This is a genomic window from Acidovorax sp. NO-1 (genome assembly GCF_000238595.1).
Classification (GTDB): domain Bacteria; phylum Pseudomonadota; class Gammaproteobacteria; order Burkholderiales; family Burkholderiaceae_C; genus Acidovorax.
The window spans coordinates 25932-46250 of the sequence record NZ_AGTS01000044.1 but is presented as its reverse complement, the minus strand read 5'-3'; the positions used below and the strand labels follow the sequence as shown (position 1 = coordinate 46250).

The window sequence follows — 20319 nt, the reverse complement described above, 5'->3', positions numbered from 1 at the left end:
TGCACCGCGCAGCGCGCAAGGCCCTGCCGGCGGTGGCCGTGGTGGCCAAGGCGGTGGCCGGGGCGGCGCGCGTGATGGCGCGCCCCAGGCCCCTGCACGCAGCCGGGGTCCGCGCCCCGAAGGCGGCGGCGGTGGACATCGCTACGACGACGCGCAGCCTCCCCGCGCGAATGCACACCTTGGTACACACCTGGGCCACAGCAACCCGAGCCACCGTAGCTCCAGCCATGGCGCTGGCGGGCAACCAGACCCGATGCGCACCAGCGTGGACAGCATGGCTGAACGCGGCCGCCGTGGTGGTGGTGGCGGTGGTGGTTATCGCAACTCAGGAGGTGGCGGTTATGGTGGTGGATCAGGCGCGGGTGGCGGTGGTGGCCGGGGCAACGGGTCTCGTGGGCCAGGCGGTCCTCGCGGCTCTTTTAACCGCTGATACCCGCAAGTCGCCCGCTTCTGCGGTAACGGGCCCGGCCGTCCACGTACTGCATGGCAGGGGGCGAAGGGCGCCTGCGCTGAACCACCCCAGGCTGCATCTGCACGCGGTGGACTTCGCGGCCCTGCCCCTGCTGCCGCCAGTAGACGATGTCTACATCACGCTTGGCACCACCATGGCGGTTGCGGGCAGCCAGGCAGCCTTTCGTGCAGTGGATTACGACGCCGTGATGGCAACGGCCCGCGCTGCACGCGCAGCCGGTGCCACCCGCTGCGGCGTGGTCACCGCGATGGGGGCCGATCCGAATTCGCGCATCTTCTACAACCGCGTGAAGGGAGAGGTGGAGCGGGACCTGGCGGGCCTGGGATTCTCCACACTCGTGATCGCCCGCCCCTCCCTGCTCATGGGCGAGCGGCGCAGCTTGCACCAGGCTGCGCGCCCGGCGGAAACACTGTCCCTCAAGCTCTTTACATGGCTGAACCCGGTGATTCCCGCCAGCTACCGCGCCCGCCCCGGCGCCGACGTGGCACGTGCACTGGTGCACGCCGTACAGACGCGCCCCGCCGGGCTGCATGTTCTGACGGGCAGCGACCTCCAGCCTTTCTGACACGGCGACCCGGCCCGGTTGCGGACCATGGTCTTGTGCGATGCTGTGGCCCATGCGCCCCATCGATCCACCCCAGCCCCTGGCCACCCTGATGGTGGCCACCTGCAACGTGCTCAACCTGGCCAATCCGGGCCGCGTTTTCTACGACAGCCAGGACCCCTACAGCCAGACCGAATTCGAGCGCAAGCTCACCTGGCTGGGCGACCGGTTTCGCATGCTCAATGCCGACGTGCTGGCGGTCCAGGAGGTGTGGGACGATGCAGCGCTCAAGGGCGCACTCGGCCGCAGCGGCCTGCGCTACGACTTTGTGGCGGTACCTGGTGCAGAGAACGACGCCACCCACGGCGGTGCCAAGGGAACGCCCCGGGTGGGCATCGCCACAAGGCTCAAGGTCGAGGCCATGCAGTCGTTTGCTGAATTCCCGCCGGGTTTTCAGGTGGACGTGCCCGGTCTGGGTTTGCACACGCATTTCGAACGCCCCCCGCTGGTGGTCACACTGCGCATGAAACATGGGCAGAGCCTGACGGTGCTGACAGCCCACCTCAAATCCAAGCGGCCCAAGTTCCTGCAAGATGCCCAGGGGAACCCCACCGAGGACCGGGATGACCGCAAAGTGATGGCACTGGCGTCGCTGCGCTCGCTGATCATGCGCGGTGCAGAGGCCATGGCGCTGCGTTGCCTGGTGATTGACCTGCTGCACCGCACCAGCATGCCGCTGGTGGTCCTGGGTGACTTCAACGACACCCCTGACAGCGTCACCACGCAACTCTTCTGCGCCACCAACGAGATCGCGTATGACCGCTCGGCGCGCGATGTGGCCCTGTTCAATGCCTACGACCTGCAAGGCGATGCTGCGCTGAAAAAGGACGTGGCGTACTCACACATCCACCAGGGTTCCCCCAGCGTGCTCGACCAGATCCTGGTGAGCGAGGAGTTCGTGCAGAACGGCAGGAACAGCTTGGGCGACGTGAAGCGTGTGGACTATTTCAATGACCACCTGCACGAAGGGCGTGACCGCACCCGCTCCGACCACGGCTTTGTGCGCGCGCTGCTACGCCTCAGGATGCCACCGCAGGACCCCCCGCCACCGCCTGCACCGCTACAGCCGCTGCCACCCTCGGCAAACCCCCTATAGCCTGAGCAAGCAGGCTTCCGGTCACGTCCTCGGTACAGGTGCTGCAAAGCGGGGCAAAGTGTTTGCAACGGGATGTACGCTGACACGGCCCTCCGCGCATGCGCAGGTAACATCGCCGTAACAAAGTCCAGCCTTGGCCAATGGCAGCAACCACCATGAACATGCATTCCAATCTTCACCGCGAAACCCCACCCGCATCCCTGGCCGCGCCGAAACCCGGCCGCCTGCGGAATCTGCCGTGGAAGGTCTCTGCACTGCTGGCCGCAGCGCTGTTGACGGCGTGCAGCACCACACCCCTGCCCCCGTGGCCCTCCACACCTGGCGCGAGAACAGGCGCACCCGCACCCCTGCCCCGCGCCCAGCCCGGCACGGTGGTGCCGGCGCCCTTGGGCCAGACACCTTTGGCCCCGCCCCCACGCCCGGCTGTGGTTACCAGCCCCTTGCCCCCGCCAGCGCCGCTGGTGGTGCAAGACCAGGGCCCCATGGCCCCGCCCTACGGCGCTGCAGTGGCAGCCCGGTTCCCTGATCCACCCACTGCCTACAGCACCCCTGGCCTGGGCCCGGACCGCAGGGCCTTCACCACCAACGCCGAAATCAGCCAGTGGCTGCAGTCGCTGGCCGAGCCCGCGCCCCGCGGGGGCACACGCGCCAGGCTGCTCAACCTGGGCATGTCGCAGCGGGGCGAACCCATCCTGGGCCTGCTGGCGACGCGAGCGGCGGGCACCGAGCCCGCTGACCTGGACACCAGCGGCCGGCCCACGGTGGTGCTCATTGGCCAGCAGCACGGCGACGAGCCCGCTGGCAGCGAGGCCCTGCTGGTCATCAGCCGGGAGCTGGTGCAGGGGCTGCTCGAGCCGCTGCTGGACCGCATCAACGTCGTGGTCGTGCCCCGTGCCAACCCCGACGGCGCCGCGGCCGGAACCCGTGTCACCGCCAATGGCGTGGACATGAACCGCGACCATCTGCTCCTGAATACACCCGAAGCCCGCGCGCTGGCCCAAGCGATTAGCACCTACCGGCCGATCCTGGTGCTGGACGCCCATGAATACACCGCCGTCGGCCGCTACCTGCAGAAGTTCAACGCCATCCAGCGCTACGACGCGCTGCTGCAGTACGCCACCACGGCCAACTACCCCGAGTTTCTGACCAAGGCGTCTGAAGAGTGGTACCACCAGCCCATGGTGGCGGCGCTCCGGGCCCAGAACCTCACGAGCGACTGGTACTACACCACCTCCACCAATCCGGATGACAAGCGCATCTCGATGGGGGGCACCCAGCCCGACACCGGGCGCAACGTGAATGGCCTTAAAAACACCGTGAGCCTGCTGGTGGAAACGCGCGGCGTGGGCCTTGGGCGCATGCACATCCAGCGCCGGGTGCATTCGCAGGTGACCGCCATCACCAGTGCGCTGCGCAGCACGGCCGAGCGTGCCACCAACCTGGAGCAGGTGCGCTCGTTTGTGGAGCGTGACGTGAGCGCACAGGCTTGCCGTGACCAGGTGGTGGTGGAAGCTGCTGCAACCCCCACGCAGCGCCAGCTCGATTTTCTGGATCCCGAAACCGGTGAAGACCGCTCCATCCGTGTGGACTGGAATTCCTCCCTCACCTTGCGTGCCACCAAGACGCGGGCCCGCCCCTGCGGCTACTGGCTGTCGGCAAGCTCCAGTGAAGCCGTGGAGCGCCTGAAGCTGCTGGGGCTGCAGGTACTGCGCGTGGCCGAGCCCGGCTCGGCCCTGGCCGACACCTACCGCGAAACCGCCCGGGAGACAGCCGACCGCCAGGACGTGATCGGCACGATTGCGGGTGGCCAGGGCATCGTGCGCGTGCAGGTGGCGCCGACGCGCAGCGCCATTGACATGCCCGCAGGCAGCTTCTACGTGCCCCTGAACCAGCCCCGCGCCAACCTGGCCGTGGCGGCACTGGAACCCGATACCCAAAACAGCTATTTCGCCAACCACCTGATCGCGGACCTGGCGCACACGGCCCGCGTCATGGCGCCACCGGCACTTGTTTTCGAAGATTGATGGGCAAGGCCCCGCTGGCCCGCCAGCGGGTGCCGTGCCAGCACCCATGCACCGTTGCACCGTTGCGCCCTTGCACACAGGCAGCAAGCGCAGCCGTCATTTGCTATGTAATTTATAGCTACTGGCGCTTATCCATCAAGCGCTAGAGCCCAAAAACACTCAAAATCAAACCCTGCTGTGCAGGGATGCGGGGCCCGTATGCCTTTGGTGGCGCGCCTCGGTCCGCTCCAGTACGTGGCGGGCCATGGACTGTGCCAGCGCCTCGTCGGCCAGAAACACCGTGCTGTCGCACTCCTGTGCGATCCGGCGGGCCTCGTCGGCGCTGTGGCTGCGCACAACCGCTTCGATGCTGGGGTTGAGCGTGCGGGCCGTGGTGATGATCTGCTGCACGTTCAGCGTGTCGGGTGTGGCGATGACCAGCATGGCAGCGCGCGCAATGTGCGCCTGGATCAACACCACCGGATCCACGGCATCCCCGAACACCGCCGCAATGCCGGATTCCCGCAGAGCCTCCACCAGCTCGCGGTTCTGCTCGGCTACCACAAACGGGATGTCGTTGGCCGCCAGCGCAGCGGCCACACGCCGCCCCACCCGGCCATACCCCACCAGCACCACCTGCCGCGCCAGGTACCGTGCATCCGTGCTCATGGGCAGCTCGGCCAGCGGGTCGTCGCGCTGCTCCAGCCGCCGCGCCAGCGCCGAACGCTTGCGCAGCCACTCCTGCAGCGGGGCGATGGCGTGAAAGAGCATGGGGTTGAGGGCCATGGAAATCAGGGCGCCCGCCAGCACCAGGCTCGCACCCTCGGGGGGCAGCATGCCCAGCGATGCACCCAGCGCCACCAGGATGAACGAAAACTCTCCGATCTGCGCCAGGCTGGCTGACACCGTGAGCGCCGTGTGCAGCGGATAGCGAAACGCCAGCACCAGCGCAGCCGCAGCCACCGTCTTGCCCACCATGATGATGGCCACGACCGCCAGCACCTGCAGCGGCCGGTCCCACAGCACCGCGGGGTTGAACAGCATTCCCACCGACACAAAGAACAGCACCGCAAAAGCGTCGCGCAGCGGCAAGGACTCCTGGGCCGCCCGGTGGCTGAACTCCGACTCCCGCATCACCATGCCCGCAAAAAATGCACCCAGCGCAAACGACACGCCAAACAGTGCGGCAGACCCGAACGCAATGCCCACCGCCGCAGCCACCACGCACAGCGTGAACAGCTCCCGCGACCCGGTGCGCGCCACCTGCCAGAGCACCCACGGAAACAGTCGGCGCCCCACCAGCAGCATCAGCGAAATGAAGCCGCCCACCTGCAGCAGCGTCCACCCCAGGGTTTGCCACAACGCAGTGGCGCTTGCAGCCGCCCCGCGCGCATCTTGCTGCCCGCCCTCCAGCCAGCCCGCCAGCGGCGGCAGCAACACCAGCACCAGCACCATGGCCAGGTCTTCCACCACCAGCCAGCCCACCGCAATCCTGCCGGTATGGCTGTCCAGAATGCCCAGTGTCTCCAGAGCACGCAAAAGCACCACGGTGCTTGCCACCGACAGCGACAGACCAAACACCAGCGCCCCACCCAACCCCCACCCCCACCAGGTGGCCAGCGCCACCCCGAGCGCGGTGGCCACCATCATCTGCACCACCGCCCCCGGCACCGCAATCTTGCGCACGGCCAGCAGGTCGCCCCATGAAAAGTGCAGGCCCACGCCGAACATCAGCAGCATCACCCCGATTTCTGCAAGCTGGCTGGCCATGGCGGCGTCTGCCACAAACCCCGGCGTATACGGCCCCAGCACCACCCCGGCGAGCAGATAGCCGATCAGCGCTGGAAGCCGCAGGCGCGCCGCCACAAAGCCCAATGCCAACGCCAGCCCCAGCGCGGCAGCGATGGTGTGAATGAGCGCGACGCTGTGCGGCATGGTGTGAAGGGAAGAAAAAACGGCGGTGTCGGGCAGGTCACCTCGTTATAACCGCATCCCACATTCTGCAGCCACTCCTGCGTTGTGCACCCATCACAGCAGGCCCGCTTGCGCAGGTTATGATGCGCGCTCTGCGCTACAGCGCGACGGCGAATGCGCCGCACACCAGGTGAGTGGAAACACACCGCAAGCCTTGTCTACTGCCCGTAGCTCAACTGGATAGAGCAATAGCCTTCTAAGCTATAGGTCGGGGGTTCGAGTCCCTCCGGGCAGGCCAGTCCCCCAGCGCCCCGAACCGGTCGCCGCCCTCGATGCGGGGCACGGCTTTTCGCCCGCACCACACTATCCCGCCCCGGAACGCACGGCCCCGGCGTTGTCGCAACGACCGGGTTTCCCGGGAACGTACCTCAGCGCATCAGATCGGCTGGGCCACCAGGTCGTGCCCGCGCACGCCCACGATGCGGGCCTTGGTGAACTCGCCCACCTTCAGGGTCTTGCTGATCTTTTCGGGCGGCAGCAGCTGCACGGTGCCGTCGATCTCGGGCGCGTCGGCATAGGTGCGGCCCACGCCGCCCTTGCGGCCCAGGGCCGGGGCGTGGTCCACCAGCACCTGCATGGTGGCGCCCACGCGGCGCTGCAGGCGGGCAATGGACACCTCTTCGGCCACGGCCATAAAACGGGCACGGCGCTCCTCGCGCAGTTCCATCGGCAGCATGCCGGGCAGCTCGTTGGCGGCGGCGCCCGTCACATCGCTGTAGGCAAAGCAGCCCGCGCGGTCGATCTGCGCCTCGCGCACGAAGTCGAGCAGGTGCTGGAATTCTTCTTCGGTCTCACCGGGAAACCCGGCAATAAAGGTGCTGCGGATCACGATCTCGGGGCAGGCCTCGCGCCAGCGCTGGATGCGCTCCAGGTTGCGCTCGCCGCTGGCGGGGCGCTTCATGCGCTTCAAGACGTCGGGGTGGCTGTGCTGGAAGGGCACGTCCAGGTATGGCAGCACCTTGCCGGTGGCCATGAGCGGTATGACCTCGTCCACGCTGGGGTACGGGTATACGTAATGCAGCCGCACCCAGGCGCCGTAAGGCTCGGCAATCTCGCCCAGGGCCTGCACCAGCTCCAGCATGCGGGTCTTGACGGGCTTGCCATCCCAGAAACCGGTGCGGTATTTCACGTCCACGCCATAGGCCGAGGTGTCCTGGCTGATCACCAGCAACTCCTTCACGCCGCCTTCAAAAAGCGCCTTGGCCTCGCTGAGCACATCACCGATGGGGCGCGACACCAGATCGCCGCGCATCGAGGGGATGATGCAGAAGGTGCAGCGGTGGTTGCAGCCTTCGCTGATCTTGAGGTAGGCATAGTGCTTGGGCGTGAGCTTGATGCCCGCAATACCAAAGCTGCCCGGCACCAGATCAATGAACGGGTCGTGCGGCTTGGGCAGGTTCAGGTGGACGGCGTCCATCACCTCCTGTGTGGCGTGGGGGCCGGTCACGGCCAGCACGCTGGGGTGCATCTGGCGCACCATGTTGCCGCCATCGTCGCCCGTGCGGGCGCCCAGGCAGCCGGTGACGATGACCTTGCCGTTCTCGGCCAGGGCTTCGCCAATGGTGTCGAGACTCTCCTTGACCGCATCGTCAATGAAGCCGCAGGTGTTGACGATGACCAGATCCGCGCCCTGGAAGGTCTTGGAGGTCTCGTAACCCTCGGCGCTCAGCTGCGTGAGGATCAGCTCGGAATCGGTCAGCGCCTTGGGGCAGCCCAGGCTGACGAATCCGACTTTGGGTGTTTTTGTGGGGGCAATTGCTTCGCTCATAGCCCCGTATTGTCCCAGTTCCGGCAAAGCAGGGGTAATCAGGGCCGACTCGGCGATTTCCCAAGGCGCAAGAATCTGGCACTGCAAAGGAGAGCGGCCGCCGCGCAAGGGCCGCCTCGCCGCACTGGCGGCATCCCCCTCGGAGCCGGCGCCGCTGGCTGCTCATGGGGGTCACCTCTTGAGTCCGAACGCGCCCAGCATCTGCTCCGTCTGCTTTTGCATCTGCTCCTGCATCTGCGTGAGCATCGACTGCGACTGCTCCACATAGTTGCCCATCATGCCCTTGAGCATGGGCGACTGCAGGTTCATGAACTGGGCCCACATTTCGGGCGTGACGCTTTGCGACTGCTCGGCCAGCTTGGCCTGCACATCAGTGAACGCCTGCACGTTTTTCTCCAGATACGCGCCCATGAAGCCCTGCATGGCGTGGCCGTAGAAACGGATGATGTTGGCCAGCACCGCCTCAGTGAACATGGGCGCGCCGCCCGCCTCTTCTTCCAGAATGATCTGCAGCAGGATGCTGCGCGTGAGGTCTTCGCCCGTCTTCGCATCCCGCACCACCACATGCTGATGATCCATCACCAGTTGGCGCACCTCCGCCAGCGTGATGTAGGTGGAGGTGTCTGTGTCGTACAGACGGCGGTTGGGATACTTCTTGATGACGCGCTGCGCCGACTTGGGCGCGGCACTTTTCTGTTCAGACACGACGAACTCCTCGGGCTGGAAGCCCATGTATTGCAGTGCAGCACATTCTAGGTAACGGGTGGCCCGCCACCAGCAAAGGAATACCCTGATGGGCAAAACCAGCCCCGCCCTGCCCACGCCGGGCGTGCCGCGCGGCGCGATGTCTGACAGATGCAGGCATTTTGCGATGCGATAGTGTGCGTTTGCCCCCGTTTCACACCCATGCTTGAAAGCCTGCAGCTCTCCCCCTGGCTCGCCACGGCCGTGGTGGCATTGTTCGCCATCACGTTGGCGGCCATTGCCCACCGCATTGTGGCCATCATCCTGCGCCGCGCCACGGCGCCCTTGCCCGTGGTGCATGGGGTGGTGCTGGCGTGCATACCTGTCATGCGGGTCTTGCTGCCGCTGATTGCGCTGCAACTGGTGTGGCAGGCCGCCAGCGATGACCTGCCCGCCATTGGCGGCGTGCGCCACCTCAACGGCCTGGCGGTCATTGCGGGCGCCTGCTGGCTGCTGATTGCGGCCATCGGCGGCCTGGCCAACGGCGTCATCGCCCAGCACCCGGCCGATGTGGAAGACAACCTTGCCGCCCGGCGCATCGCCACCCAGGCCCGCGTGCTCTCGCGCACCGCCATGACGGGCGTGGTCATGGCCGGCATCGCGCTCATGCTCATGACGTTTCCGGGGGCCCGGCAGGTGGGTGCCAGCCTGCTCGCATCCGCCGGGGTGGTGGGGATCGTGGCAGGCATTGCTGCGCGCCCCGTGTTCAGCAACATGATTGCAGGCCTGCAGATTGCACTGGCCCAGCCCATCCGCATTGACGACGTGCTCATCATCGAAGGCGAGTGGGGGCGGGTTGAAGAAATCACCAGCACCTACGTGGTGCTGCGCATCTGGGACGAGCGGCGCCTGATCATCCCGCTGCAGTGGTTTATTGAGAACCCGTTTCAAAACTGGACACGCACCAGCTCCGAAATCCTGGGCACCGTGTTCCTGTTTGCCGACTACCGCCTGCCGCTCGACCCGCTGCGGGCCGAGCTGCAGCGTGTGCTGGAAACCGCGCCCGAGTGGGATAAGCGCGTGAGCGTGCTGCAGCTGACCGATGTGACCGAGCGCACCATCCAGATCCGCGTGCTGGTCTCCGCACGGTCATCGGGCCTCGCGTTCGACCTGCGCTGCAGGGTGCGTGAAGCGCTGGTGACGTTCATTCAACGCGAGTACCCCGATTGCCTGCCGCAGGTGCGCGTGCCGGCGCAGGGTTCAGCATCCAGAAGTTCACATTCGACAATGTCAGCGCCTGGCCAGTAATGTGGGTTGGATGCGGCGCCGGAAAATTGACCTCCGGTGAGATCCCCTCGTTGATGCCAGCTTGTGGCGGTCAACGGGGAGGGCTGGTATCGGCCACCAGCTACCGCCACCAACGGCAGCCGATGGGAAGGCTGTCGCCGTATACATTCGGGATCCTTGAAGATCGTTGTTCGAGATTTCCACACCTGAGACTGCCCATGATCCTCGTCGGCCAATATGACAGCCCCGTCACTCGCCGCGTCGCCATCGCGCTGCACCACTACGGCATACCCTTCGCTCGCGACACGCGGTCCATCTTTGGCGATGCGGAGGCGATCGGGCGTATCAGCCCGCTGACCCGCATCCCGGCCCTCATCCTCGACGATGGCGAAGTGCTGATCGACAGCGCATCGATCCTGGATCATCTCGATGAGCAGGTGGGCGACGCGGCGCTGATTCCCGGCTCCGGCACCCAACGCCGGCGCGTTCTGCAGATGACGGCACTGGCTCAAGGTACCCTCGAAAAGGTCGCGGCTGTGGTGTACGAGAGGCACTTCCATCCCCCCGAACACCGCAGCTCCGTCTGGGTTGATCGCTGCCTTGGCCAGGCACGCGCCGGTCTCGACGAACTGACCAACCGCCTTGCCAAACCTTATGCCTGCGGGGTGGCACTCACCCACGCTGATGTCATGATCACGACGCTGGTCTGGTACATGCGGGATCGGATGAATGAAGTGCTGTCACCGTCCGCCCACGCCGCCCTGATCACACTGGCCGAACACTGCGAAGCGCTGCCAGCCTTCCGCGCCGCCGCTCTGAGCGATTTCGAGGCGATGCCACGAAGCTAGTCTTGGATATGCCAGTGCGCCTTTCCACGTCCTCCACGCGCTGCTCTGGCACACATCACGTTGCGCGACATCCACGAGGCGCTGGGCGCGCCCACGCTGCTGGCGGTGGGCAACCGGGCGGAGAGCCCAGGGTGCATCGTGGAACAGGCGGTTACATGGCGACGCTGCGCAGCCCGGGGGCAATGGTGCAGGCTGACGGGCCGTGGCACCTGCTGCGCCGGGTTACACGAAACGCTATTATTTGGATAGCTACTCGCGCTTTACCAATAAGCGCTTGCGGCACTTTTTATACATATTTTCACTCCGTATTCAGCCTCTGCACCCGCAGCGTGGTGGGTGATAGGCTGGGCACCGGTGCGGGTGTGCTGGCGGTTGGCGCCATCCCGCCGCGCTCTGAAAGGCCTGCTCTTGATCACGCTTGTTGCCACGCTAGTCCGCTTCCTGCTGCGCCATCTGATGGCCTTTGTGGTCATCTGTGCGGTGCTGCTGGCGGGCCATTGGGGGTGGGCGCAGTGGCAGGGCTACCGGGCGTCGCAGGCCGAGCTGGCGGAGCTGGCGGCGGCCGACGAGCGCATTGCGAATGACCTCTCCCGCCTGGCCACCGCCAGTCAGGGCCGCGTGGCGGGGCTGGCCTCGGCGTCGCTGGATGTGTTGGCCAACCGCATCGACGCACTGGACGAGGAAACGCGGCGCAAGCAGCTGCAGCGCCAGCAGGCCAGCGCCCTGGGCCCGGTGCTGCACGGCCAGCCCATCGTGGCGCACCAGCTCGACGGCATGCGGCTGGATGCCGAGATTTTTCTGCTGAATGCCGAGCGCAAGCACCTGCAGGATCTGCGGCTGCGGCTGCAAGCCACGCAATCGGCCCAGGCGCGCCGCGCCGAGCTGGAGCGGCTGCGCCTGGTGCACGAGGGCCTGTACACGCAGTGGCAGGCGGCCAGACGCGAGCGCGAGGCCCTGGAGCAGCGCCACCCCGTGGCATGCCGTTTGGGGGTGGGCGGGGTCGGCGGTGTGGGTGCGGCCGAATACCGGCAGTGCGCGCAGCTGCGGGCGCTGCAGGATCAGCTGCTGGCCGAGAACCGGCGCGCGGCGCAGGACTACGAGCGCCAGCAGGCGATTGCCCAGGCCGATGAGCTGCTGCCGCCGCTGGCGGCATTTGCCCCGCCGCTGGCCGATACCGGCGCGCTGCTGGCACCGCTGCGCGAGCGGCAGGCGGCGCTGCAGGCGCTGCGGCAGGGCAACTGGTTTTACCGGCTGTCGCTGCCGCTGATGGCCGTGATGCCCACGGCGCTGCTCATCCTGCTGGGGGCCATGGTGGCGCCGCTGGCTATCAAGGCGCTGTTCTACTTTGTGCTGGCACCGCGTGCGGCGCGGTGCCCACCCATCCGGCTGCTGCCAGACAGCCTGGGTGCGCTGGCGCTGCAGCCCCACCAGTCGGCCGTGTCGCTGGAGGTGACGGTGGATGCCAGGCATGAGCTGCTGCTGCACCCCGACTTCCTGCAAAGCGCATCGGTGGCAGGCCATACCGACACCTGCTGGCTGCTGAACCCGCAGTACCCGCTGACCAGCCTGGCATCGGGCATGGTGGCACTCACGCGCATCCGCACCACGGCGCCAGCGAGTTTTGTGGTGTCTTCCACGCAGGATGCGCACAGCGAAATCGGCCTGCTGGTGCTGCCTGCGGGCGCCGCGCTGGTGATGCAGCCGCACAACCTGGTGGGCGTGCTGCAGCAGCGGGGCCAGCCGGTGCGCATCACCTCGCACTGGCGGCTGGGCACGCTGCACGCATGGCTGACGCTGCAGCTGCGCTACCTGGCGTTTCATGGGCCCGCGCAGCTCATCGTGCAGGGCAGCCGGGGGGTACGGGTGGAGCCTGCCCACAGCGGGCGCAGTATCAGCCAGGCCGCCACCATCGGGTTCAACGCCAATCTGGCGTATTCCACCCGCCGGTCTGAAACCTTTGTGGCCTATGTGCGGGGCAAGCAGGCGTTGCTGCACGACAGCTTTCAGGGCGATGCGGGGTTTTATGTGTATGGCGAAATGCCACACGCCGCCCCGCACGGTAGCGGCGCAGCGCGGTGGCTGCGGGGCGTGGGCGATTCGGTGCTGAAGGTGTTTGGCATCTGACCTGCGCGGCCGACAGGCGCTGCCAGCGTGCTCCTACACCGGGCGGCAGGCGCGCTGCCTACAGTCACCGGCAGAGAGCAAGGCAGCACACCGTGCAGCCCCCAACCACAACACGCCGCGCTTTTACCCCCGCACTGAGCGCGCCAGACCATTGGAGAAGACCCCATGCGCACTTACAGCCCACCCCTTCGCCATTCGCCCTGGCCGCTGCTGATGGGCGCGGTCGCGCTGATGGCGGTGCTGGCGCTGTCGGCCTGCTCAACGCCACGCACGCCCGAAGGCATCCAGCCGGTGCGCGGCTTTGACGTGGACCGCTACGCAGGCTACTGGCACGAGGTGGCCCGCATCGAGAATTCGTTCGAGCGTGGCCTGACGCAGACCAGCGCCACCTATACCCGCAACGCCGACGACACCATCAAGGTGGTCAACCGCGGCTACGACCCGGTGCGCAAGGCCTGGAAGGAGGCTGAGGGCACCGCACGCTTTGTGGATGACCCGACCCGCGCCGCGCTGAAGGTGTCTTTCTTCGGCCCGTTCTACGGCGGCTACAACGTGGTGGCGCTGGACGAGAACTACCAGTGGGCGATGGTGGTGGGCTCCAGCAAGGACTACCTGTGGATTCTGTCGCGCACCCCCACCGTGCCGCACCATGTGCGCGAACACCTGATGGAACGCGCCCAGGCGATGGGCGTGGATGTGAGCAAGATCCGCTGGGCGCCTCCGGCGGGTGAACAGCACGCACGGCGCGCCGTGTTGACGTAAAGCCGCTACCCTGCCACCGCCGCCGTGCGGGCACCGGGGCAACACACGCGTCTGTTCTTTCGCTACAATTTTAATAGCTGCTCGCGCTTTACCATCAAGCGCAAGAGCCCGTTTTTACACAAAACTCAGTCGTCGGACGGCACCGTGGCCGCAGCCACCAGGCGCTGGGTGTAGGGGTGTTGCGGCGCATCCAGCACCTGCTGCACGCTGCCCGCCTCCAGCACATTGCCGTCTTTCATCACCAGTACGTCGTGCGCCATGGCGCGGATTACATCCACGTCATGCGTGATGAGCAGGTAGCTCAGGCCCTTTTCTTTTTGCAGGCGCTGCAGCAGGCCCAGCACCTGCTGCTGGATGGTCACGTCCAGGGCGCTGGTGGGCTCGTCCAGCACCAGCACCTGGGGCTGCACGATGAGGGCACGTGCAATGGCCAGGCGCTGGCGCTGGCCACCCGAGAATTCGTGCGGGTAGCGCTCCAGCAGGCGCGGGTATTGCGCCTCGGCCAGTCCCACCTCCTGCAGGGCGGCTTCCACCCGTGCACGCCGCTCGGCTATACCCAAAGTGGGCTCGTGCACCTTCAGGCCCTCGCCCACAATCTCTTCCACCGTGAGGCGCGGGGACAGCGACGAAAACGGGTCTTGAAACACCACCTGCACCCTGCGGCGCAGCTGCTGGTTGGCCGGGGTGTTGCGCGTGGCTGGCTGCTGCCAGGCCTGCCCGCCCACCTGCAACTGCCCCGCGTACGGCAGCAAACCCAGAATGGCCTGCGCCAGTGTGGACTTGCCCGAGCCCGATTCGCCCACCACCCCCAGCGTGCGGCCGGGCAGCAGCTGCAGCGCCGCGCCCTGCACGGCCACAAACTCGCCCTTCTTGAACCAGCCCTTGATGCCCGGCAACGGCGTGGGGTACACCACGCGCAGGTCCTGGGTGTGAACCACGGGCGCAGCGCCCGCGGGCGGGTCGGCCTCCAGCACGTCGCGGCGCGGCAGGCTGGCGATCAGGCGGCGGGTGTAGGCGTGCTGCGGGTTGCCAAACACGTCAGCCACGGGGCCCTGCTCTACCAGCACGCCCTGCTCCATCACGGCCACGCGGTCGGCAAAGCGGCGCACCAGATTCAGGTCGTGCGTGATGAGCAGCACGGCCATGCCGTTCTGGCGCTGCAGGTCGGTCAGCAGGTCCAGGATCTGCCCGCGCAGGGTGACATCCAGCGCCGTGGTGGGCTCGTCGGCCAGCAGCAGCCGGGGCGCACTGGCCAGGGCCATGGCAATCATGGCGCGCTGGCGCTGCCCGCCGCTGAGCTGGTGCGGAAAGCTGTTGGCTCGCCGCGCGGGCTCGGGGATACCGGTCTGCGCCAGCAGCTCGATGGCGGCCTGCGCACACTGGGCGCCTGTCAGGCCTTTTTTAAGCTGCAGGATCTCGGCGATCTGCATGCCAATGGTCATCAGCGGGTTGAGCGCGGTCATGGGCTCCTGGAACACCATGGCAATGTCGCCACCGCGCACGCCGCGCATCTCGCGCTCGGTCAGCGCCAGCAGGTCGCCGCGGCCCTGCAGCGTGGCCTGCCCGGTGATGACGGCATTGCCCGCCAGGCGCAGCAGGCTCAGGGCCGTGATGGTCTTGCCCGAGCCGGATTCCCCCACCAGCGCAAGCTTTTCACCGGCGGCGATGTCAAAGCTCACGCCCCGCACCACCTCTTTGGCGCCAAAGCGAACGTGAAGGTCCAGAACCTGCAACAAAGGGGTCGTCATGGCCGATGAAGGGTTCACTGGTCGGCCTTTCGCGGATCGAGCGCGTCGCGCAGGGCGTCGCCCATGAAGGTCAGCAGCAACAAGGTGGTGACCAGCACCGCAAAGGTGGACAGCGAGATCCACCACGCATCAATGCTGTTCTTGCCCTGGCTCAAAAGCTCGCCCAGGCTGGGCGTGCCGGGCGGTACACCCAGGCCCAGAAAGTCGAGCGAGGTGAGCGCCAGAATCGCGCCGCTCATGCGGAACGGCAAAAAGGTGACCACGGGCGTCAGGCTGTTGGGCAGGATGTGGCGCCAGATGATCTGGGTATTGCTCACCCCGAGCGCGCGTGCCGCCTTCACGTAATCAAGCTGGCGGTTGCGCAAAAATTCGGCGCGCACGTAGTCCGACAGGCCCATCCAGCCAAACAGGCTCAGCAGCACCAGCAGAAGTGCAATGCTGGGCGCAAACACGGCGCTGAAGATGATGAGCAGGTACAGCTCGGGCATGGAGCCCCAGATTTCGATGAAGCGCTGAAACGCCAGGTCGGTCTTGCCGCCGAAGAAGCCCTGGATGGCGCCGGTGATCATGCCCAGCAGCACACCGGTGACGGTGAGCGCCAGGCCAAACAGCACGCTCACGCGAAATCCGTAGAGCAGCTGCGCGAGCAGGTCGCGCCCCCGGTCGTCGGTACCCAGCCAGTTGTCGGCCGTTGGTGCTGAGGGGTTGGGCGCCTTGGCAAAGTAGTTCAGCGTGTTGGGGCCGTAGGGGTTCAGGGTGTACAGCGCCCAGTTGCTGCCTGCGGTGATGCGCTCCTTGATGAAGGGGTCGAGGTAGTCGGTGGGTGTCTCGAAGTCTCCGCCAAAGGTTTTCTCGGGGTAGTCCTTGAGCATGGGGAAATACGTTTGACCCTCGTAGCGCACGACGAGCGGCCGGTCGTTGCTGACCAGCTCGGCGCACAGGCTGACCAGCACCAGGGCGCAGAAGACGAGCAGGCTCCAGTACCCCAGGCGGTTGCGCTTGAAGCGCAGCCACGCGCGGCGGGAGGGGGAGAGCGAAGCGGGAGCAGCACCCGTTGGACCGCGAGATGTTGGGGAGCCCATGGCCTGCTGCTTATCTGGCATCACGCAGCAGGATGGCTTTGCTGTACTGCAAAAACTCATCCAGGTGCTTCTCGATGATGGCGATGGTAATGGGAAGCTGTAGGCTCTGGTAGTCATGCACGGCGATGTTGCGAAACCCCACCATGCGCTGCAAGCCTTCGGCCAGGGGTGGTTCAATCCGGCCAGCCTGGGCCAGCAGGGCAAAAACGTCGCGCGCACTTTGTGGAACACCCAGCCGGTCGCGCCGAATCAGGTGCTGGCCCATGTCCAGCGCGGCCTCGCAGGCGCGCTGGATGTTCAGGATGGCGGCATCCTGGCGGCTGAAATTGGTGGCGAAAGTGGTCGGATCGCTGAAATATTCCTCGCGCGCACGCAATACGCAGCGCTCTATTGTGGCGGCCTTGTTCAGCAGCACGTCATCCACCATACACAGTCCCTCGCTCTCGAATATCGGCCAGCAGGCCAGCGCGCGCCGTGTCCAGGGCGGTTTTCTCGCTCAGGATGGCGCTCTCGAACATCGCGGCCTGTGCATCCCGTGTCCACCAACGCTCACCCTGGGTGACGACCTGGTACTGCATCACCGTGGATGCAGCACGCAAGTCCAGCAGATCCACGGCGCAGCCCGCGATGTCGGCCAGTTCACTGGATAGCTGCCACAACAGCAGCACATCAGCGTAGCCAGCCACCAGCACGGCCAGGTCCAGGTCGCTGTCCGGCCCCGCCGTGCCTTGCACGCGGCTGCCAAAGCCGTACACCGCCAGCAGGCCCGGCAGTCGCGCCTGCAGCATGCGCACGGTGCGCTCGATTACTTCGGAGGTCACACGCATGCGTATCCTTCAATCAAACTTCACGCGCGGGTCCACCCACACGTAGCACAGGTCGCTGACGAGCTTGGTCACCAGCCCGATCAGCGTGAACAGATACAGCGTGCCCAGCACCACGGGGTAGTCGCGCCGGATGACGCTCTCGTAGCTCAGCAGGCCCAGGCCGTCGAGCGAGAACAGCGTCTCAATCAGCAGCGAGCCCGCAAAGAACGCGCCGATGAACGCCGCCGGAAAGCCGGTGATGATGGGAATCAGCGCGTTGCGGAACACATGCTTCCAGAGCACCTGGCGCTCCGATAGGCCCTTGGCGCGCGCCGTGAGCACGTATTGCTTGCGGATCTCTTCCAGGAAAGCGTTCTTGGTGAGCATGGCCGTCACCGCAAAGCTGCCCAGCACCATGGCCGTGACGGGCAGCGTGATGTGCCAGAGGTAGTCCACAATGCGCGCGCCCCAGCTCAGCTCGTCCCAGTTGGCCGAGGTGAGCCCCCGCAGCGGGAACCACTGCAGTTGCCCGCCAAAAATCACCAGCAGCGCCACGCCCAGCACAAACCCCGGGATCGCGTAGCCCACCAGGATGATGAGCGTGGTGACGAGGTCAAACCGCGACCCCGCCCGCACCGCCTTGGCCACGCCCAGCGGCACGGCCACGAGATAGCTGATGAAAAACGTCCACATCCCCAGGCTGATGGAAACGGGGAGCTTCTCTTTCACCAGCTGCCACACATCCTTGTTCTGGAAGAAGCTCTTGCCCAGGTCAAAGCGCGCAAACTGCCCCAGCATCTGCAGGAAGCGCTCGTGCGGGGGTTTGTCGAAGCCGTAAAGCGCCTTGATCTGCTCCAGCCGCTGCGGGTCCACCCCCTGCGCGCCCCGGTAGCTGAGCCCGCCGCCCTCTGCGCCCCCCCCGCCCGCGCCGGCCTTGGCCTCGGCCATGTACTGCTCCACCGGGCCGCCGGGCACGAACTGGATCACCACGAAGGTCAGCAGCAGCACGCCCAGCAGGGTGGGCAGCATGAGCAGCACGCGTTTGAGGATGTAGGCGAACATGGCTTGTCAAGAACTTGTTGCAGGGCGAGCGGCCACCGCGCCGGGCCGCCCCAAGCAAGGCCAGCCCCCTGGGGGGGCAGCGACCCGTGCAACGGTGGAGCGTGGGGGCTTCATTGCTTCGACCACCAGGTATCGATGACCCAGCCCTCGCCGCTGGAGTACGGCGGCACCGTGGCGGGTCGGGACAGGCGCCAGGCGTTGTACGCCATGCGGTGCGTGCCCGCCGTCCACTGCGGAATCAGGTAGTGGCTGTGCGCGATGACGCGCTCCAGCGCGTGGCAGGCGGGCAGCAGTTGCGCCTCGGTCTTGGCGGAGGTCATGGCCATGATCAGCGCGTCCACGGCAGGGTTCTTCACGCCCGCAAAGTTGCCCGAATCCTCAGTGTCGGCGGCCTGGCTGCCGAACAGGTCGGCGAACTCCTGGCCCGGGTTGTGCGTGCCCTGGAAGGCCATGGAGGTGATGTCGAAGTCGAACTTCTGCAGCCGCTGCTGGTACAGCGCGAAGTCCACCGCACGGAAGCGCAAGCTGATGCCCAGCTTTTCGAGGCTGCGCATCCACGGCGTGACCACGCGCACACCGCCTTCGTTGCTGTCCATGTATTCGAGCACCATGGCCTGCCCCTGGGCGTTGCGCAGCGCGCCACCCTGCACCTCCCAGCCTGCCTCTTTCAGCAGCGCCTGCGCGCGGCGCAGGTTGGCGCGCAATGAGGAGTCACCATCGGTACGCGGCGGCACCGTCATGGGGCCGAAGGCGGCAGCCGGAATGTGCTTGCGCCAAGGCTCCATCAAGGCCAGTTCTTCGGGCGATGGGGAGCCCCTGGTCTCGCACGCGGTGTTGCCAAAAAGGCCGTTCACCCGCTGGTAGGCGCCGTAGAACATCTGGCGGTTCATCCACTCGTAGTCCATGGCCAGGCCCAGGGCCTCACGCACGCGGGCGTCCTGCAACAGCGGCCGGCGGGTGTTGAGCACATAGCTCTGAAAGCCCGAGGGCAGCTTGTGCGCAAACTCTCCCTTCACGAGCTCGCCGGTGTCGAACTTCTTGCCCGTCACACGGCGTGCCCAGTCGCCCGCGCTGAAGAAACGCATCAGGTCGAACTCGCCCGCCTTGAGGGCCTCCAGCCGCGCGGTGTTGTCCTTGTAGATCTTGACGAGGATGGAGTCGAAATTGGCGGTGCCCTTGCGCACGTTCAGGTCACGCGCCCAGTACTGCGGGTCGCGCACATAGGTGATGTCCTTGCCAAAACGCACCGGACCAACACGATAGGGGCCGCTGCCGATGGGAATGTCCATCACCACCTGGTCGAAGGGTTTGGCCTTTCCATTCTCGACGCCCCAGTCGCGGCTGAAGACCGGCAGACCGCCTACGGTCAGCGGCAGCTCGCGGTTGGGCAGCTTGAAGCGGTAGCGCACGGTGCGGTCATTGATCACATCGACACCTGCCACCTCGATCAGCAATGTCTTGTAGGCGGGCGAGGTGAAGGGCCCCACCAGCGTGTCGTAGCTGTGCTTCACGTCCTGCGCCAGCACGGGCTTGCCGTTGTGAAACCGCGCCTCGGGCCGCAGGCGGAACGTGGCGGACAGGCCATCGGCAGCCACCTCCACATCTTCGGCCAGCAGGCCGTAGCCGGTGGCCGTTTCGTCCATGGAGCCCACCAGCAGCGAATCGAACATCAACGACGACAGGTACGCCGGTGCGTTGCCCTTGATGGTGAACGGGTTGTATTTGTCGAAGGTGGAAACGCGCAGGTTGCTCACCAGCCGCAGCTCGCCGCCCTTGGGCGCGTTGGGGTTCACGTATTCGAAATGCGCAAACCCGGCGGGGTAGCGCGGCTCGCCCCACAGGGCATACGCGTGGGCGGCCCAGGCCGGCGCCGCACATCCCATCAGCAAAAAAGTCAGCCAAAACCGCATGCGACAATTCTGCACTACGCCAAAGGCACCACCGCAGGGGCTAAGGGATTTCCCCGCAAGCGGCTGCGGTGCTTCGGCCAACGCCATAT

At 66.2% G+C, this 20319-nt stretch carries 16 protein-coding genes, 1 tRNA gene and 2 pseudogenes; 10 read left to right on the top strand and 9 right to left on the bottom strand.

What is annotated here, in order from left to right:
* From KYG_RS25025 to KYG_RS04340, 4 genes and pseudogenes are all read left to right on the top strand, one after another.
* Positions 1 to 430: pseudogene (locus tag KYG_RS25025) on the top strand (RNA helicase); the annotation flags it as partial.
* Positions 431 to 539: 109 nt separating this feature from the next.
* Positions 540 to 1037, top strand: a complete 498-nt coding sequence (locus KYG_RS04350; RefSeq protein WP_237707197.1) for a nucleoside-diphosphate sugar epimerase — start codon at positions 540 to 542, stop codon at positions 1035 to 1037.
* 52 nt (positions 1038 to 1089) lie between these two features.
* The gene (locus KYG_RS04345; RefSeq protein WP_034693119.1) at positions 1090 to 2172 is read left to right on the top strand and encodes an endonuclease/exonuclease/phosphatase family protein; all 1083 of its coding nucleotides are present in this window, start codon (positions 1090 to 1092) and stop codon (positions 2170 to 2172) included.
* Between the two features lie 155 nt (positions 2173 to 2327).
* The gene (locus KYG_RS04340; RefSeq protein WP_008903615.1) at positions 2328 to 4196 is read left to right on the top strand and encodes a M14 family metallopeptidase; all 1869 of its coding nucleotides are present in this window, start codon (positions 2328 to 2330) and stop codon (positions 4194 to 4196) included.
* 165 nt (positions 4197 to 4361) lie between these two features.
* Here the strand turns inward: KYG_RS04340 and ybaL are convergent, their stop codons facing one another.
* Positions 4362 to 6110: a YbaL family putative K(+) efflux transporter gene (gene ybaL, locus KYG_RS04335; RefSeq protein WP_008903614.1), complete on the bottom strand. Its 1749-nt coding sequence runs from the start codon at positions 6108 to 6110 to the stop codon at positions 4362 to 4364.
* Positions 6111 to 6310: 200 nt separating this feature from the next.
* On the opposite strand from ybaL, the gene KYG_RS04330 reads away from it, so the two are divergent.
* A tRNA-Arg gene (locus KYG_RS04330) sits at positions 6311 to 6387 on the top strand.
* Positions 6388 to 6525: 138 nt separating this feature from the next.
* On the opposite strand, the gene rimO is transcribed toward KYG_RS04330, so the two are convergent.
* The gene (gene rimO, locus KYG_RS04325) at positions 6526 to 7917 is read right to left on the bottom strand and encodes a 30S ribosomal protein S12 methylthiotransferase RimO (protein WP_008903613.1); all 1392 of its coding nucleotides are present in this window, start codon (positions 7915 to 7917) and stop codon (positions 6526 to 6528) included.
* A 171-nt stretch (positions 7918 to 8088) separates the two neighbouring features.
* Positions 8089 to 8649: a polyhydroxyalkanoate synthesis repressor PhaR gene (phaR, locus tag KYG_RS04320; protein WP_008903612.1), complete on the bottom strand. Its 561-nt coding sequence runs from the start codon at positions 8647 to 8649 to the stop codon at positions 8089 to 8091.
* A gap of 174 nt (positions 8650 to 8823) precedes the next feature.
* On the opposite strand from phaR, the gene KYG_RS04315 reads away from it, so the two are divergent.
* The 5 genes and pseudogenes from KYG_RS04315 to KYG_RS04300 all read left to right on the top strand — a co-directional run bounded on the left by KYG_RS04315 (position 8824) and on the right by KYG_RS04300 (position 13622).
* Positions 8824 to 9909 carry a mechanosensitive ion channel family protein gene (locus KYG_RS04315; protein ID WP_008903611.1) on the top strand — a complete coding sequence of 362 codons (1086 nt, stop codon included), beginning with the start codon at positions 8824 to 8826 and terminating at the stop codon, positions 9907 to 9909.
* A gap of 197 nt (positions 9910 to 10106) precedes the next feature.
* On the top strand, positions 10107 to 10736 hold the full coding sequence (locus KYG_RS04310; protein ID WP_008903610.1) for a glutathione S-transferase family protein: 630 nt from the start codon (positions 10107 to 10109) through the stop codon (positions 10734 to 10736).
* A gap of 45 nt (positions 10737 to 10781) precedes the next feature.
* Positions 10782 to 10889 (top strand): annotated as a pseudogene (locus tag KYG_RS25020) (transcriptional regulator); the annotation flags it as partial.
* Between the two features lie 255 nt (positions 10890 to 11144).
* Positions 11145 to 12860, top strand: coding sequence for a hypothetical protein (locus KYG_RS25395; protein ID WP_008903609.1), 1716 nt, complete (start codon positions 11145 to 11147; stop codon positions 12858 to 12860).
* 165 nt (positions 12861 to 13025) lie between these two features.
* Positions 13026 to 13622: a lipocalin family protein gene (locus KYG_RS04300; protein WP_008903608.1), complete on the top strand. Its 597-nt coding sequence runs from the start codon at positions 13026 to 13028 to the stop codon at positions 13620 to 13622.
* A gap of 125 nt (positions 13623 to 13747) precedes the next feature.
* On the opposite strand, the gene KYG_RS04295 is transcribed toward KYG_RS04300, so the two are convergent.
* The 6 genes from KYG_RS04295 to KYG_RS04270 form a co-directional block, all read right to left on the bottom strand.
* On the bottom strand, positions 13748 to 15370 hold the full coding sequence (locus KYG_RS04295) for an ABC transporter ATP-binding protein (protein ID WP_034693094.1): 1623 nt from the start codon (positions 15368 to 15370) through the stop codon (positions 13748 to 13750).
* 14 nt (positions 15371 to 15384) lie between these two features.
* Entirely contained in the window at positions 15385 to 16452 is a 1068-nt protein-coding gene (locus KYG_RS04290; protein ID WP_008903606.1) for an ABC transporter permease, read from the bottom strand.
* A gap of 10 nt (positions 16453 to 16462) precedes the next feature.
* On the bottom strand, positions 16463 to 16879 hold the full coding sequence (locus tag KYG_RS04285; RefSeq protein WP_008903605.1) for a DUF86 domain-containing protein: 417 nt from the start codon (positions 16877 to 16879) through the stop codon (positions 16463 to 16465).
* Positions 16869 to 17279 carry a nucleotidyltransferase domain-containing protein gene (locus tag KYG_RS04280; protein ID WP_008903604.1) on the bottom strand — a complete coding sequence of 137 codons (411 nt, stop codon included), beginning with the start codon at positions 17277 to 17279 and terminating at the stop codon, positions 16869 to 16871. Before KYG_RS04280 ends, KYG_RS04285 begins: the two co-directional genes overlap by 11 nt.
* 9 nt (positions 17280 to 17288) lie before the next feature.
* Complete coding sequence (locus KYG_RS04275; RefSeq protein ID WP_008903603.1) at positions 17289 to 18320, bottom strand: microcin C ABC transporter permease YejB; 1032 nt, start codon at positions 18318 to 18320, stop codon at positions 17289 to 17291.
* A gap of 110 nt (positions 18321 to 18430) precedes the next feature.
* Positions 18431 to 20230, bottom strand: coding sequence for an extracellular solute-binding protein (locus KYG_RS04270; protein ID WP_008903602.1), 1800 nt, complete (start codon positions 20228 to 20230; stop codon positions 18431 to 18433).
* Positions 20231 to 20319 lie beyond the last annotated feature (89 nt).

Excerpts from the sequence above, each read along its gene's own strand:
- KYG_RS04290 (WP_008903606.1), bottom strand. The coding sequence starts at position 16,452 with ATGGGCTCCCCAACATCTCGCGGTCCAACGGGTGCTGCTCCCGCTTCG.
- rimO (WP_008903613.1), bottom strand. The coding sequence starts at position 7,917 with ATGAGCGAAGCAATTGCCCCCACAAAAACACCCAAAGTCGGATTCGTC.
- KYG_RS04300 (WP_008903608.1), top strand. The coding sequence starts at position 13,026 with ATGCGCACTTACAGCCCACCCCTTCGCCATTCGCCCTGGCCGCTGCTG.
- KYG_RS04280 (WP_008903604.1), bottom strand. The coding sequence starts at position 17,279 with ATGCGTGTGACCTCCGAAGTAATCGAGCGCACCGTGCGCATGCTGCAG.
- KYG_RS04275 (WP_008903603.1), bottom strand. The coding sequence starts at position 18,320 with ATGTTCGCCTACATCCTCAAACGCGTGCTGCTCATGCTGCCCACCCTG.
- KYG_RS04345 (WP_034693119.1), top strand. The coding sequence starts at position 1,090 with ATGCGCCCCATCGATCCACCCCAGCCCCTGGCCACCCTGATGGTGGCC.
- KYG_RS04270 (WP_008903602.1), bottom strand. The coding sequence starts at position 20,230 with ATGCGGTTTTGGCTGACTTTTTTGCTGATGGGATGTGCGGCGCCGGCC.
- ybaL (WP_008903614.1), bottom strand. The coding sequence starts at position 6,110 with ATGCCGCACAGCGTCGCGCTCATTCACACCATCGCTGCCGCGCTGGGG.
- phaR (WP_008903612.1), bottom strand. The coding sequence starts at position 8,649 with ATGGGCTTCCAGCCCGAGGAGTTCGTCGTGTCTGAACAGAAAAGTGCC.
- KYG_RS04310 (WP_008903610.1), top strand. The coding sequence starts at position 10,107 with ATGATCCTCGTCGGCCAATATGACAGCCCCGTCACTCGCCGCGTCGCC.
- KYG_RS04315 (WP_008903611.1), top strand. The coding sequence starts at position 8,824 with ATGCTTGAAAGCCTGCAGCTCTCCCCCTGGCTCGCCACGGCCGTGGTG.
- KYG_RS04285 (WP_008903605.1), bottom strand. The coding sequence starts at position 16,879 with ATGGTGGATGACGTGCTGCTGAACAAGGCCGCCACAATAGAGCGCTGC.
- KYG_RS04295 (WP_034693094.1), bottom strand. The coding sequence starts at position 15,370 with ATGACGACCCCTTTGTTGCAGGTTCTGGACCTTCACGTTCGCTTTGGC.
- KYG_RS04340 (WP_008903615.1), top strand. The coding sequence starts at position 2,328 with ATGAACATGCATTCCAATCTTCACCGCGAAACCCCACCCGCATCCCTG.